Origin of the sequence: Aerococcus sanguinicola, assembly GCF_008726925.1 — a bacterium.
Classification (GTDB): domain Bacteria; phylum Bacillota; class Bacilli; order Lactobacillales; family Aerococcaceae; genus Aerococcus.
In genome coordinates, this window is the sequence record NZ_VYWO01000001.1 from 567,654 (window position 1) to 582,356 (window position 14,703).

The following is a 14,703-nucleotide window of genomic DNA, read 5'->3' on the forward strand; positions in this document are numbered from 1 at the left end:
CTAAAATTGTACACTAATTCTAGGCATCTGTGAACAATTATTCCCCAATTCCTACTTAATTTCTTAGCTTGGAATGGCCTTACTTATAAACCCTTAACTTTATTCTAGCACAGTCTCCTAAAGACTTCTTCAACAAAGCATGAAAAATTCCCTAAGTTCAGGCTCACTAAGTCAAAAAAGAGCCTAGGAGAAAAGTCCCAGACCCTGTTTTTGATCGCGCTTATTTTGAAAGTTCTTTTTGAAATTGTCCCGACCGCCTGCCTATATCCCTAGCCCCCATAGTCCTCTAAGACGAATCAGCTTGGCATATTCTCAAAAAAAATAACCGGTGCGAACACCGGTTAGTCATTGTTTTAATTATTCAGACAAACCTTCATTTGTCATTGTTTCTTTAATTGCTGCGATAGCTTCTTCTTCGTCGCTACCTTCAGCAGTAATTTCAACATCTGCTCCCTTACCAACACCTAAAGACATAACGCCCATGATGGATTTTAGGTTAACAGATTTACCTTTATATTCCAAGTTAATTTCAGATTCAAACTTGCTAGCAGTTTGTACTAACAATGTCGCAGGGCGTGCGTGGATACCAGTTTCAGCAGTAATATTGAAAGTTTCTTTTTGCATAATAATTATCTCCTTAATCTATATTATTCACTTCACTTCGTAGCAGAATACTCATCCTCCGAAGAGATGAACATACTCCTAAATAATAATTTACCACGTTTGCGCACTTGAAACAAGGGCCTGTAGTAAAGATTACTTAACCATATGATACCGCTATCAGTTTTTTTATGCAAGCTTTTAGTTAATTTCTTAGCAGATTCATAGGGTTATTTTTTGATAGATAATTTATACATTTTTTGCCAGGTATTTGAGGCTTAAGACTTGAATGTCAGTAAAGGTCAATGTATAATAAGGGTATAGTCAATATTGGTCAAATAGCCTTGACTAAATATGTGTAGAGATAAAGGAGTGACCTTATGATTTGTCAACGCTGTGGCAAGCGCCAAGCCGCTATCCATATGTATGCTAACGTGAACGGCAAGCGCCAAGCCATCAACCTCTGCCAGCATTGTTACCGCGAAGTCATCAATGATGGCAACTCCCAAGATACAAATAAACAAACAACTAACAATCAAAACCTGCCCTGGAATGACCTCGATAATATCTTTAGGAACTTACGTCAAAATTCTGGCGGTTTCCAAGCGAGCTCGGGGCAAGGACAGAATCCCTTCGCTAATTTCAGTGCTGGCCAAGGGCAAACAACCGCTAATGACCAGAGCTTGCTCGCAAGCTACGGGACCAACATGACCGACCTGGCCAAAAACGACCACTTTGATCCGATCATTGGACGTGACCAAGAAATCCGCCGGGTCATTGAAATTCTCAACCGCCGGACAAAGAATAACCCCGTCTTAATTGGGGAAGCCGGTGTGGGTAAAACCGCAGTCGTTGAAGGTCTTGCCCAAAAAATTGTGGCTAAAGAAGTCCCTGAAAAATTACAAAACAAGGAAGTCATCTCTTTAGATGTGGCTTCCTTAGTTCAAGGAACCGGCGTCCGTGGCCAATTCGAAGAAAAGATGCAACAATTGATCAAAGAAGTCAGTGCCAATGATGACATCATCCTCTTCATCGATGAAATCCATGAAATTGTTGGAGCTGGCAGTGCCGAAGGATCGATGGATGCCGGAAACATCCTCAAACCTGCCCTAGCCCGTGGCGAACTTCAATTAGTTGGGGCAACCACCCTCAATGAATTCCGACAAATTGAAAAAGATGGGGCCTTGGCTCGCCGCTTACAACCTGTTTATGTAGAAGAACCCAGTGTAGAAGAAACCCTAAAAATCATCCAAGGTATTACAGACAAATATGAAAAATACCACAATGTCATCTATAGCCCAGAAGCTATTGAAGCCACTGTCCGTTTGTCTGACCGCTACATTACAGACCGTCAATTACCAGACAAGGCCATTGACCTCTTGGATGAATCAGGTTCCCGCAAGAACTTGACCATCCCCTTTGTCGATTTGGAATCCTTAGACAAGCAAATCAAGCAGTTGGACGAGCTCAAGCAAATGGCAACCGAAGCTGAAGACTATGAAAAAGCGGCCTACTACCGTGACCAATTAGCTAAATATCAAGAAATGCGCAAGAACCACGTCGATGTCCCTGAGAAACGCCCTCGGGTGGAAGTCGAGGACATCCAATCGATTGTCGAAGAAAAAACAGGGATCCCTGTCTCTGACCTCCAAGAACAAGAGCAAAACCAGCTGATTAACTTAGAAGAAAACTTGCAAGCCCGTGTCATTGGCCAGGACGAAGCCATTGAAGCAGTTAGCCGGGCCATCCGACGCAACCGGGTAGGCCTCAGCGCTGGCGAACGTCCTATCGGCAGCTTCCTCTTTGTCGGCCCTACTGGCGTCGGTAAGACCGAGCTAGCCCGTCAATTAGCCCGTGAGCTCTTCGGTAGCCGAGAAGCCATGGTTCGCTTTGACATGAGTGAATATATGGAGAAACACAGTGTCAGCAAGCTGATCGGTTCACCACCGGGCTATGTGGGCTATGAAGAAGCAGGACGTTTGACCGAACAAGTGCGTCGCCGCCCTTACTCTCTCATTCTTCTCGATGAGATTGAAAAAGCTCACCCTGATGTGCTCAATCTCTTCTTGCAGATTATGGATGATGGCCGACTAACCGATTCCCAAGGCCGGGTTGTCTCCTTCAAAGACACCATTATCATCATGACTTCCAACGCCGGATCTGCCGGAGTGGAATCCAGCGTGGGCTTCGCAGCCAGTCAACAGGGCAAGACCAAAACCGTCCTCGATAAGTTGGACGACTACTTCAAACCTGAATTCCTCAACCGTTTTGATGCCATCGTGGAATTTGAACCGCTGACCAAGGAAGAACTTATTGTGATTGTTGACCTCATGATCAAGGAAATGAACAACTTGCTCAAGGGCCAAGGCATCCAAGTTCAAGTGAGTCCAGAAGCTAAAGATGAGTTAGTAGAACTTGGCTACAATCCCAAACTCGGTGCCCGCCCTCTCCGTCGGGTTCTCCAAGAACAGATTGAAGACCAAATAGCGGATACCTATCTCAAGCACCCTGACCTTCATGACATTAGCTTTGACCTCGATGACCAAAACAAGATTGTTGTCAGTGACCTCAATGAAGATAATCAACCGACTTCCGATGCCAAGGCTGAAGAAACAAACGACAATTAAGTATTGCCTAGCTTAACCTGAAAAAGAGCAATCCCAAATTCATGGGACTGCTCTTTTTTTTGCTTGCTGAAGCCTAGGATTAGAGTAAGCTCTTGAGCTCGACATCAGGGTACTTGTCTTGGAACCAGCGTTCAGCAAAATTATTTTCGAAGAGGAAGACAGGTTGGCCGTAGCGGTCCTTGCAGAGGAGGTTACGGCTAGAGGACATATTGGGATCGAGGTCCTCTTCATCAATCCAGCGGGCAGTCTTGGAACCCATTGAAGACATAATCACTTCTGAATTATATTCATTCTTGAGTCGGTCTTCGAAAACTTCAAACTGCAAATGACCCACTGCCCCCAAAATATATTCTTCCGTAAACCAGGTCTTATAGAGCTGGATGGCTCCTTCTTGAACCAGCTGCTCTACTCCCTTGTGGAAGGATTTCTGTTTCATTACATTCTTTGGCGTCACCTTCATAAAGAGCTCGGGTGTAAACTGAGGCAGGGGCTTGAATTGGACCTTATGACTGCCGGAATAAATCGAATCTCCAATTTGGAAATTACCAGTATCATAGAGTCCGATAATATCCCCTGCTACCGCGTCACTGGCATTCTCCCGGCTATCAGCCATAAAGCGGGTCGTATTATTCAGCTTCAACTTCTTATCATTGCGGGCTAACTTGACCGACATCCCTTCTTCAAAGCTCCCCGAACAGATCCTAACAAAGGCAATCCGGTCCCGGTGGCGGGGATCCATGTTGGCCTGGATCTTAAAGATAAAGCCAGATAGGTCAGGATCGAGCGGGCTGATGACTTCCCCATCTTGGCTCTCTACTGGGCCAGGAGCAGGGGCAAAGTCAACAAAGCTATCTAAGAAAGTTTGGACGCCAAAGCCTGTGAGCGCCGAACCAAAGAAGACGGGAGTGAGCTTCCCATTTTCGATAGCTTCTTTATCGAAGTCATTGCCGGCTTCCTGCAATAATTGCACATTCTCCAAGGCTTCTTCATAGAAGATGGAGGATTGGATAGGATGGCTTTGGGCCAGGTCCCCGGATTCATCCAAGGCCAGGAAGGGATCATCAGCTTCAGGATGGTTAAGTTCGATCCGTTGGTTGTAAATATCATAAATCCCTTCCAGGCTTTTACCCATACCTATCGGCCAATTCATGGGATAAGCGTCAATGCCTAGAATATCCTCTAGCTCAGCTACCAAGTCCATGGGGTCCCGGCCATCCCGGTCTAATTTATTCATAAAAGTAAAAATAGGAATGCCCCGCATGGCACAAACCTGGAAGAGTTTCTTCGTCTGGGGTTCGATCCCCTTAGCGGAATCGATGACCATGACGGCAGCATCCACGGCCATCAGGGTCCGGTAGGTATCTTCAGAGAAATCTTCGTGCCCAGGGGTATCAACGATATTGACCTGGTGGCCATCATAGTCGACTTCCATAACGGATGAGGTAACCGAAATGCCCCGTTTCTTTTCAATATCCATCCAGTCCGACTTGGCATACTGGCCGGTCTTCTTCCCCTTAACCGTCCCGGCTTGGCGGATGGCCCCAGAGAAGAGTAAGAGTTGCTCTGTAATCGTTGTTTTCCCCGCATCTGGGTGGGAAATAATGGCAAAAGTGCGCCGTTTTTGAACTTCTTCTTTAAGATTCATCTTCTTCATCCTTTATATTTAACACTAGCTGTTTTTTACATCCCCTCATTCTATCATAACTTCCAAACAAGTAAAATAATAGTCGCTAGATATTTTATGAGCTCGGACCTAGGTTTAGGCTCAGCTAAGTGGTAGAATAAAACAAAAAAAGGAAAGATTCGCATGATATTTAAATGGACTCAAGATTTGAATGCACCAAGTTACCAAGATGCCCTGAAGATCCGTCAGCAGGTCTTTATCGAGGAACAAGGCATTGACCCAGAACTAGAAATCGATGACCTGGAAGAAGGGGCCAGCCACCTCGTCGCCTACCAAGATGGTCTGCCCCTGGCCTGTGCCCGTCTCCTCCCCCTCTCTCAAGAAGAGGTTAAGATTCAGCGGGTCGCTGTCTTAAGCGAGAAGAGAGAACGCGGCATCGGCCGGGCCCTCATGGCAGAATGCCGCCGCTATAGCCAAGAAATGGGCTTCAAGCACCTCATCCTCCACGCTCAAGCAGGCCGGGAAAGATTCTACCAGCTCTGCGGTTACCAAGCTGAAGGCGACTACTTCGAAGAAGCTGGCATCCCCCACCTCCAAATGCGCCTTAACTTAGACTAAGCATAGGAAATTAGAACAGGAAAGTCCTTGAACAAAGACTCTCCTGTTTTTTTATTTCAATTTTTATATAATGCATCATATATCATTTATTGCACAGCTTATTGATTCAAATTTGTGAAATAATAAAATCAGAGAAGTCTAACAGGTTGTTTTAAAGCCTTGGCCTTAAACTCCTTCCCATTCACAAGCAAAAAAAGCGCTTGCAATTATATATGATGCATTATATACTCTTTGTGACGTATCACTTAGGACTCAAAGGAGGCAACCATGTCACAAAATGTTTATGCTTTCGCCCAAGGCCATGCTGGGATGCGTACTTTGCTTGGCGGCAAAGGAGCTAATTTAGCCGAACTCTGCCGCCTGGGACTCCCCGTGCCCCAAGGTTTTACCATCACGACCCAAGCCTGCCTAGACTATCTAAAACATTCAGAATCGGGCTTGAGCCCTGAATTGAAGGCAGATATTCAAGCGGCCATCCAAAATTTGGAAGCGCAAAGCCAAAAAGAATTTAATGGGCAAGACCGACTCTTACTGGTCTCTGTTCGCAGCGGGGCTAAAATCTCGATGCCAGGCATGATGGATACCATCCTGAACGTCGGTTTAAATGATGTCAATGTGGAGGTCTTAGGCCAGATAAGCGACAACCCCCACTTTGCCTATGACTGCTACCGCCGACTCTTGCAGATGTATGCTGATGTGGTATATGGCCTGGATAGTCAGATCTTCGAAGAACGTCTCCGCCAGGCCCGGCGCCAAGAAGGTGTAAGCGCTGATTATGAACTCAGCGTTCAAGCCCTCAAATCCCTGGTAGAAGACTTCAAGGCGATTTATCTCAAGGAGTTGGGTTTTGACTTTCCCCAAGATGTCCACCAACAAATTTATGATGCAGTGGAAGCAGTCTTTAAATCTTGGAACAATAAACGCGCCCAAGTCTACCGTCAACTCCATGATATTCCAGATGACCTGGGAACAGCTGTGAATATCCAAGAAATGGTCTTTGGTAACCTAGGGCCAAATTCAGGAACAGGCGTCCTCTTCACCCGCCATCCAGCAACAGGTGACAAGGCCCTCTTTGGCGAATTCTTGGTCAACGCCCAGGGAGAAGATGTCGTTGCGGGCATACGAACCCCCCAAAGCCTCTCTGAAATTGCTCAAAAATCTCCAAATCTCTACCAAGAAATTGAAGAATTAGCCCAGGAGCTTGAGGCCCACTACCGTGACATGCAAGATATTGAATTCACTATTGAAGAAGGCAAACTCTACTTCCTCCAAACACGCAATGGCAAGCGGACGGCCAAGGCTGCTGTCAAAATTGCTGTTGATCTGGTTAGAGAGGGCGTCATCAGCAAGGCAGAAGCCCTCCAACAAGTCGATGCTAAGAGCCTTGACCAAATCCTCCACCCAAGTTTCAGCGCAGAAAACCTAAACCAGGCTGAGCTCCTGTCGGAAGCCGGTTTGGCGGCTAGTCCTGGAGCAGCTAGCGGAGCTATCGTCTTCACCGCAGACCAGGCTACAGCCTGGGCCCAAGCTGGCAAGCCCTGTATCCTAGTCCGCCAAGAAACTTCGCCCGAAGATATTGAAGGAATGACTGCTGCTCAAGCCATTCTGACCTGCCATGGTGGCATGACCTCCCATGCAGCGGTCGTGGCCCGGGGCATGGGCAAGTGCTGTGTGACCGGCTGCCATGACCTAACCGTCGATGAGGCACAAGGCCGCTTACATTGTGGAGCACTGACCCTTGAGGAAGGTGACCAAATCTCAGTCGATGGGAATACAGGCAGGGTCTACCTGGGTCAAGTCCCCACAAGTCCTAGCAAGACCGGAGCAGACTTCGACTGTCTGATGGCCTGGGCTAGGGAAGAAAGCCGGCTAGTCGTGCGCATGAATGCCGAAACACCCCAAGACATCCAAACAGGCTTCGACTTCAAAGCCCAAGGGATTGGCTTGGTACGAACGGAGCACATGTTCTTCCAGGCTGAACGGCTCCGCGAGATCCGTCGCTTCATCCTCTCATCCAAGGCTAACGACCGCCAGGCTGCCCTAGACCAGATTGCAGGCTACCAAGAAGCGGACTTTAAGGCCATCTTTGACCTCAGCCAGGGGCAAAAAACGGTCATCCGACTGCTCGACCCGCCCCTCCATGAATTCCTACCTCAAGCCGGGCATGAAATTCAGAGTGTCGCCCAGTCTCTTGGTCTCAGCGAAGACAAGCTCCAAGCCCGTATCCAGCAACTCAAGGAAGTCAACCCCATGCTAGGCCACAGGGGCTGCCGGCTGGCCATGACTTATCCTGAGCTCTATGACATGCAAGTCCATGCCATCCTAGCGGGTGCCTTGGCCAGTCAGAAAGCCAGCGGTCACGACTTACAAGTTGAAATCATGATCCCCCTGGTCAGTCTAGAAAAGGAACTGAAAACTTTAAAGGATAGGCTTGAAAAAACAGCTGCAGCCTATCTCGCCGAAGAGCAGATGACTTTATCTTACAAAATTGGTACAATGATAGAGATTCCAAGGGCTTGCCTGACAGCTGACCAGATTGCCCAAGAAGCCGATTTTATAAGCTTTGGGACCAATGATCTGACCCAGATGACTTTCGGTTATTCAAGAGATGATGCGGGCAAATTCATCCACCAATACCTGGCAGATGGGACCCTCAGCAAGGACCCCTTCCAAAGTCTAGACCAGGACGGGGTGGGTGCCCTGATGGAACTGGCCTGCCAAAAAGCGCGATCAAGCAAGGCAGATATTCCGATTGGCGTGTGTGGTGAAGTTGCTGGAGATCCTGCTTCCATCGCCTTCTTCGACGCGATTGGACTCGATTACATCTCTTGCTCCCCCTTCCGCCTGCCCATTGCCCAACTCGCAGCTGCCCAGGCCCATCTTACAAACCGACCAAAGCCAGCCTAGAAGCTATCGATTAGAAATTGAGGAAGATGCATGAAATTTAGCCAAAGACAAGAGGAAATTATACGAATCGTTAAGAAGAAACAGCCCATCACGGCCGATGCCATTGCTGACCACTTCCAGCTTACCAAGTCAACCCTGCGTAGTGACCTTGCTGTCCTAAGCATGGTCGGCATCTTGGACGCTAAACCTAAGATTGGCTACTTCTATACGGGAGAAAATATTGAACCTCTCTGGGCCGACCAATTCGCCGACCTGACAGTCGCTGATATCATGGGATCTGCCATCCAAGTCAGCCCGGACACCTCGGTTCAGGAAGCTATCACCCTGCTCTTTCTCTATGATTCAGGTTCTCTCTACGTCAGCCTTCCAGAAGACCAAGAACTCTTAGGAATTGTTTCCCGTAAGGACCTCTTAAGAGCAAGTCTAGGGAGCGGAGACCAAGCTGGCACCGCACTGGCCGTGATCATGACTCGGATGCCCAATATCTTGGTGACCTGTGCTGATACGCCCTTAATTGAGGCAGCCAAAATCCTGGTCAAGCACGAGGTCGACTCCCTACCTGTCGTCGAGGACCTCAAGCACTTTAAGATTCTGGGTAAACTATCAAAAACCCATCTCGTCCGTCTATTTGTTCAATCCCTAGTTAGCGAGGAAGACCTATGATACACAAAAACATCTATATCCTTTCTGATGCAGTGGGCGAAAGTGCCCGGCTGATGGCCCAGGCTGTTCTTGCCCAATTCCAAAGCGAGCTCAAGCCGCAGATCAAACGCTACCCCTTCATCCAGGAGACCCAGGACCTGCTTCCTATCCTAGGGGACGCTAAGCGAGAAGATGCCTTCCTTGCGGCAACCTTTGTCAACCAAGGCTTAGACCTCTGTGCCCGCGCTTATGCCCAAGAGCATGGCTTAGCCTATGTTAATTTCATGCAAGAAATGATTGACCAGGTCAGCCAAAGCACCCAGCTCGCTCCGAGTCAAGAAATCGGAGCCCAACGCCGGGTCAACCAAGACTATTTCAACCGAATGGCGGCCATGGAATATGCCATTAAGCATGATGACGGCAAATCAAGCCAGAAGAGCTTGCTCGACGCTGATATTATCCTCCTCGGCGTTTCACGCTCAGGTAAAACACCCCTCTCCATGTATCTGGCCAACCATTCCTGGAAGGTGGCTAACTTCCCCCTACTGCCAGAAGTCCGCTTGCCGGAAATCCTAGATCAAATAGCGCCCCGTAAGCTCTTTGGGCTTATCGCATCTCCCCGCTATATCCTCAACGTGCGGACCCACCGGCTCAAGGACCTCGGTCTGACCGGAGAAGCTCCCTATAGCCAGTTAGACCGCATCAAGCGAGAACTCCAGCATGCCCGGACCATCTACCAAGAACTGGGCGTCCAAGAAATTTCGATTGAATACAAGTCCATTGAAGAGAGCGGTTCTGAAATCGAAAACCTACTCCAGAATCCCTATCCCCAATCGAGATAAAGAAGCGCCTTACGCTGCGCTAGAACTTTTATAGCAAAAAAGGAAGCCGAAAAGTTGGCTTCCTTTTTTCTATTTCTCTACCCGCCATTTTTCAGGGATCTGTTCGATCACGAAGGGCGTGTCTTGGTAGACATAATAATTCAACCAATTACTAAAGAGCATATTGGCAGCTGTCCGCCATTTCAACGGAGGCTGTTGCGAAGGATCATCTTGTGGGTAATAGTTATGGGGCACTTGGATGCGCTTGCCGGCTTCGATATCGCGCCGGTACTCCTTATCCAGGGTATCTGCATCATATTCCACATGGCCGAAGATAAAGACAAAGCGTTGGTCCTTACTATAAGCTACGCTGACGCTGCCATCCTCCGAATAGGCCAAAACTTCCAATTCATCCTGGCCTTCAATATCCTCACGGCGAACTTCTGTATGCCGGGAATGAGGCATGAGGAAGACATCATCCAAGCCCCGGCCCAAGCTGTTCTCCCGGTCGTTAAGCCTTTGCTCATAGATACCAAAGAGCTTATCTTGAAGGGGGAACTTATTAATCCCATAATGGTGGTATAAGGCGGCCTGGGCTCCCCAGCAAATATGCATGGTGGAGAAGACATGGCCCTCGCTCCAGTTCATGATAGCTTCGAGTTCTTCCCAATAATTGACTTCCTCAAAGGGCATGGTTTCAACCGGTGCCCCTGTAATAATCATCCCATCAAAGTAACGGTCCTTAATATCCTCAAAAGTCCGGTAAAAGGTCCGCAAATGCTTCTCAGAAATATGTTTGGACGTATGGCTGGCCGTATGGAGGAAGGTAATATTCACCTGCAGGGGCGAATTACTCAATAAACGGAGCAGTTGCTCTTCTGTCGCTTCCTTAGTCGGCATAAGATTTACAATCACAATTTCCAGGGTACGGAAGTCCTGCATCTCCGCCCGTCGATCATTCATAACAAAAATATTTTCCTCAGCTAAACGGTGAATGGCTGGTAAGTTCCCAGCAACCTTAATCGGCATATCCTCAACCTCCTAAAATCATTCGACTATCTTATGAAATAAAAACGTCCCTACAGTACCCCACTGTAAGGACGTTATCACGTGTTACCACCTTAGTTTACAGGCTCAAATCGCCTGCCTCATTCGCCAGAAAATCTGGCAGTGCTTTAATGGGCACTAAACAGAAGGACTCAAAAGCTAAGATTCAGCTTATTCCACCCTTCCCTGCTCACAGACCATATTCAATCGCTTCAGCGCATCCGTTCTCAGCTTACCGGATTCTCTGTGCCGCACCACCATCTACTCATCTGCTCATCGCGTTAATCTTGATATCACTAAACTATCACTATTTTAATCTAATTATAAACTAAGGTCAAGTTTCTAGACTCTGTCCCTTTCCTTATTTCAATAGCGGAAGAAACTGTGAGGCAATGCTGAAATAAATCAAGACCGAGGTCAAGTCGCTCAGGGTTGTAATAAAGGGGCCCGAAGCAACGGCTGGGTCGAAGCCCAAGCGCTCCATCAGTATAGGAATCAAGCTCCCGGCCAAATTAGCGACCGTGATGGCACAAAGCATGGCAATGCCTACAACGGCTCCTAAAACAAAGTTGGACTGCCAAAAGCCAACAATCAACATAATGGTAAGTCCCGTGATAGCCCCGCAGAGGAGTCCCGTTATAATTTCCCGTAAAATCATGGAAAAGAGCGAGGTGGACTGGTCATCCGGGAGGGCGAGTTTACGCACCGCAACCGCCAAAGACTGGGTCCCGGCATTCCCGGCCGTCCCTGTAATCAAGGTAATAAAGAGGGAGAGGGTGGCCACTTCAGAGATCATGCCTTCAAATTGGCTGATTAAGCTAGAAGTTCCCATCCCCAAACAAAGTAGGGTAATCAACCAAGGGAGCCGTGACTTAGCCGATTTGGACGGACTCTCGTACTGCTCATCCACGTCAACCCCTGCCAGTCCGGAGTAATCAGCCATGGCTTCGTCGTCCATGACATCAAGGATATCATCGACGGTAATAATCCCTAAGAGTTCCCCTGTGGCTTCGACAACAGGAATCGCAAAGAAATCGTAGTCCTTAATGGTCCGAGCAACCTGGCTCTGCTCTTCGTCCACATCCACCGAGATCACCCGGCTGGACATAACATCGGATACCAAGACATGGCCTTCACTGAGGATAAGATCACGCAGGGACAAAACACCAACCAGGCGGTTATCGTCATCCACAATGTAGAGATAGTAAATACTCTCCGCATTCTCAGCCTTGGCCCGGAGCAAGGTCATGGCTGAACGGATGGTCTGATTCGCCATAATGGAGACAAATTCCGTGGTCATAATCCCCCCAGCGGTTTCATCCCCGTAATTCATCAGGACCTTGAGTTCATCCGCTCGGGCTTTAGGCATCAGACGTAGATAAGTACGCATCTTCTCCGGCTTCAAATCATTCAAGATATCTGCCGCATTATCTGTATACATTTCACCTAAGACCACAGCTGAATACTCATCATTCATCTCATTGAGGAAGGCTAGGATCAGGCTCTCATCTTCATCATCGATAATATCATAAATTTCAGCCAATTCTTGGGGCTCCAAGAATTCATGGACGAGCTGGCGGTCAGCAAAGTCTAAGTTTAAGTAAATCTGAGCCTGGACAAAGGTATGGTTCTTGAAAAATTCTTCGCGGAAAGCCACGCGGTCATTCTGCCTTAAACAGGCCATAACGCCTTCAAAAACTTCCTCGTCGGTCATCTGTTGACTCTCATAAATTTCAGGATTATCAGTGTTTAGAACTTCTTTTTTATCTACCATCTTCACACTCTTTCTCTTGGGATTCAAAGCGGTCTTCCTGCCAGTTGGACAATTCATCAGCTAAAGGGGCAATAATCTGCAAGTGTTCACCAGTTAAAGGGTGGTCAAAGGATAGGCTGCGGCAATGGAGGGCTTGGCGGTCCAAGCCAGCCGTCATATCCCCACCATAGAGGCTATCCCCGTAGAGGGGCGCCCCCGCATGGGCAAAATGGACGCGAATTTGGTGGGTGCGACCGGTATGGAGTTGGACCCCATAGTGGTAGCAAGCCCGCCCTTCCCGCAATAAGTGATATTCGGTCAGCGCCGGCTTCCCCTCCGGATCCACCCGGCGTTCAATGATGGAACCAGGTTTCCGGCCAATGCCAGCGTCAATAAAGCCGCTAGCCTTGGGGGTCAAAGGCTCACAGGTAAAGGCCCAGTAGTGCTTGTCTATACCACCCTGGCGCATACTTTGGTCTAAGAGCGAGTGAGCAAATTGGTGCTTGGCAAAGAGCATCACCCCACTGGTATCCCGGTCTAAGCGCGTGACCACATGGATGACCTGGTTGTCATAATCCTGGCTTTGGTAATAGGCCTTGAGAATATTGGCCATGGACCCCTGGGGATTATGGAAAGAAGGAATCGAGGTATAATAAGCCGGTTTGTTAACCGCCAAATAATGGTCATCCTCGAAGAGAATCTCCAAAGGCCCTGGCATCCCCTCAATCTCTTCTTGTTTGCCTTCGTCCGGAATCAAGACCTTAATCCGGTCTCCGACATAGGCCTGGCTCCCCACATAACGGGGCTCATCATTCAAGAGGACCTCGCCCCCATGGTATTTAATCCGAGCCAATAGGCGACGGGAAATCCCCTTACCTCGCAAAAAAGTCCGGACATACATCTCTTGGTGGACGGTCCATTCAAAAGATAACACCTCTATAGTCCCTCCTCTCTATTATTCGTCAACTAACCAATAAAACTCGTCTTGACACGGTTCCAGAAGTGTAAGTGCCGGTAACGGGCAAAATGAATCCGTTCCTCAGCTATGCGAAATTCAATCTGTTGGGCATCTTCCAAGGGAGCAGAGAATTGGTCGACAAAGATATAGACCCCAGAAATCTCTCCATCACCTGGACGGAGGACGATCCATTCATCAGGTGCAATCAACATGGATGAACTGAGGGTACGAAAGACCCGGTTGTTGAGCGAAGCAATCTCCGTCAGTTGCAAGGTCTGTAAGCGTGGATGGACCACTGCTCCCCCTAATGATTTATTGAGCCCGGTTGATCCAGTCGGAGTCGATACACAGAGTCCATCTCCCCGGAAGACCTCAAATAGCTCATCACGGATATATACCTCACAGGTCATAGTTCCCTCATAACGGCGAATCGCTGATTCATTCAGGGCCAAGCGCCGGCTACTTAAGCCATTGCTGTGGACTAGGCGCACTTCCAAGAGGGGGTAAGAAACATGCTCCCCTTGGTCTTGGCTGATGGCATCAACCAGTTCGACCACTTGATTATCCTTCCAATCCGTATAGAAACCTAGATGGCCGGTATGTAAACCAATAAAACGCACCCGGTCGAGTTGGTTTTGGTAGGCATGGAAGGCATGGAGCAGGGTGCCGTCCCCACCTATGCTAATGACCAGATCTGGGCTTTCCTGGTCCAGGCGGATACCCCGTTCTAAAAACAATTCTAGTATTTTTTCTTTAACAGCCAAAGACTGTGGATTTGGGTTATTTACAATAGCAACTTTCATCGGAGCAAGTCCCCCTTCCCTATCAAACAAACACCCCTATTTTATCATAAAATACCTGATAGAAAAGAAAAATCACTCACTTTAGCCAAAGCTGGATCGCGAACAAGGCAGTTTTTAGCCTAGTCCGTAAGGCTAAAGGTCCAAACAATAATTTTGATATATGTTTATTATATTAAATTATAATAAGCGCAAAACCTTGCCTCAGCCTTTTTTATCGGGTACAATTCATATGGTTAAAGATTATTTTTTGGTAAACCTAAACTTATTAATTAAAAGCTTGACTAAGCACATTAGTTTCTATCT

Annotated in this window: 11 protein-coding genes; 5 read left to right on the forward strand and 6 right to left on the reverse strand. The window is 47.8% G+C overall.

Annotated elements, in window-relative coordinates:
• Positions 1-357: 357 nt before the first annotated feature.
• The gene (locus tag F6I03_RS02755) at positions 358-624 is read right to left on the reverse strand and encodes a phosphocarrier protein HPr (protein ID WP_070430279.1); all 267 of its coding nucleotides are present in this window, start codon (positions 622-624) and stop codon (positions 358-360) included.
• 356 nt (positions 625-980) lie between these two features.
• Here F6I03_RS02755 and F6I03_RS02760 point away from each other — a divergent pair, with 356 nt between their 5' ends.
• Positions 981-3,227: an ATP-dependent Clp protease ATP-binding subunit gene (locus F6I03_RS02760; protein ID WP_070430280.1), complete on the forward strand. Its 2,247-nt coding sequence runs from the start codon at positions 981-983 to the stop codon at positions 3,225-3,227.
• A 79-nt stretch (positions 3,228-3,306) separates the two neighbouring features.
• Here F6I03_RS02760 and F6I03_RS02765 read toward each other — a convergent pair whose 3' ends face one another.
• Complete coding sequence (locus F6I03_RS02765) at positions 3,307-4,881, reverse strand: peptide chain release factor 3 (RefSeq protein WP_070430281.1); 1,575 nt, start codon at positions 4,879-4,881, stop codon at positions 3,307-3,309.
• Between the two features lie 153 nt (positions 4,882-5,034).
• Here F6I03_RS02765 and F6I03_RS02770 point away from each other — a divergent pair, with 153 nt between their 5' ends.
• The 4 genes from F6I03_RS02770 (at position 5,035) to F6I03_RS02785 (ending at position 9,860) form a co-directional block, all read left to right on the forward strand.
• A complete protein-coding gene (locus F6I03_RS02770) occupies positions 5,035-5,469 on the forward strand; it encodes a GNAT family N-acetyltransferase (RefSeq protein WP_070430282.1) in 435 nt (144 codons plus the stop codon).
• A 267-nt stretch (positions 5,470-5,736) separates the two neighbouring features.
• Positions 5,737-8,376: a pyruvate, phosphate dikinase gene (ppdK, locus tag F6I03_RS02775; protein WP_070430283.1), complete on the forward strand. Its 2,640-nt coding sequence runs from the start codon at positions 5,737-5,739 to the stop codon at positions 8,374-8,376.
• Between the two features lie 30 nt (positions 8,377-8,406).
• Positions 8,407-9,039 carry a CBS domain-containing protein gene (locus F6I03_RS02780; protein ID WP_070430284.1) on the forward strand — a complete coding sequence of 211 codons (633 nt, stop codon included), beginning with the start codon at positions 8,407-8,409 and terminating at the stop codon, positions 9,037-9,039.
• Positions 9,036-9,860, forward strand: coding sequence for a pyruvate, water dikinase regulatory protein (locus F6I03_RS02785; protein WP_070430285.1), 825 nt, complete (start codon positions 9,036-9,038; stop codon positions 9,858-9,860). The genes F6I03_RS02780 and F6I03_RS02785 overlap by 4 nt, the downstream gene beginning before the upstream one ends.
• A 69-nt stretch (positions 9,861-9,929) precedes the next feature.
• Here F6I03_RS02785 and metA read toward each other — a convergent pair whose 3' ends face one another.
• The 4 genes from metA to F6I03_RS02805 all read right to left on the reverse strand — a co-directional run bounded on the left by metA (position 9,930) and on the right by F6I03_RS02805 (position 14,400).
• Entirely contained in the window at positions 9,930-10,868 is a 939-nt protein-coding gene (gene metA, locus F6I03_RS02790; protein WP_070430286.1) for a homoserine O-acetyltransferase MetA, read from the reverse strand.
• A 379-nt stretch (positions 10,869-11,247) separates the two neighbouring features.
• The gene (gene mgtE, locus F6I03_RS02795) at positions 11,248-12,618 is read right to left on the reverse strand and encodes a magnesium transporter (RefSeq protein ID WP_191622022.1); all 1,371 of its coding nucleotides are present in this window, start codon (positions 12,616-12,618) and stop codon (positions 11,248-11,250) included.
• Positions 12,619-12,649: 31 nt separating this feature from the next.
• Positions 12,650-13,573, reverse strand: a complete 924-nt coding sequence (locus F6I03_RS02800; RefSeq protein ID WP_083290491.1) for an RluA family pseudouridine synthase — start codon at positions 13,571-13,573, stop codon at positions 12,650-12,652.
• A gap of 32 nt (positions 13,574-13,605) precedes the next feature.
• Positions 13,606-14,400: an NAD kinase gene (locus tag F6I03_RS02805; RefSeq protein WP_070430288.1), complete on the reverse strand. Its 795-nt coding sequence runs from the start codon at positions 14,398-14,400 to the stop codon at positions 13,606-13,608.
• Between the last annotated feature and the right edge of the window lie 303 nt (positions 14,401-14,703).

What these genes read in the sequence shown, in the direction of transcription:
- F6I03_RS02755 (WP_070430279.1), bottom strand. Translation starts at nt 624, where the DNA reads ATGCAAAAAGAAACTTTCAATATTACTGCTGAAACTGGTATCCACGCA.
- F6I03_RS02760 (WP_070430280.1), top strand. Translation starts at nt 981, where the DNA reads ATGATTTGTCAACGCTGTGGCAAGCGCCAAGCCGCTATCCATATGTAT.
- F6I03_RS02765 (WP_070430281.1), bottom strand. Translation starts at nt 4,881, where the DNA reads ATGAAGAAGATGAATCTTAAAGAAGAAGTTCAAAAACGGCGCACTTTT.
- F6I03_RS02770 (WP_070430282.1), top strand. Translation starts at nt 5,035, where the DNA reads ATGATATTTAAATGGACTCAAGATTTGAATGCACCAAGTTACCAAGAT.
- ppdK (WP_070430283.1), top strand. Translation starts at nt 5,737, where the DNA reads ATGTCACAAAATGTTTATGCTTTCGCCCAAGGCCATGCTGGGATGCGT.
- F6I03_RS02780 (WP_070430284.1), top strand. Translation starts at nt 8,407, where the DNA reads ATGAAATTTAGCCAAAGACAAGAGGAAATTATACGAATCGTTAAGAAG.
- F6I03_RS02785 (WP_070430285.1), top strand. Translation starts at nt 9,036, where the DNA reads ATGATACACAAAAACATCTATATCCTTTCTGATGCAGTGGGCGAAAGT.
- metA (WP_070430286.1), bottom strand. Translation starts at nt 10,868, where the DNA reads ATGCCGATTAAGGTTGCTGGGAACTTACCAGCCATTCACCGTTTAGCT.
- F6I03_RS02805 (WP_070430288.1), bottom strand. Translation starts at nt 14,400, where the DNA reads ATGAAAGTTGCTATTGTAAATAACCCAAATCCACAGTCTTTGGCTGTT.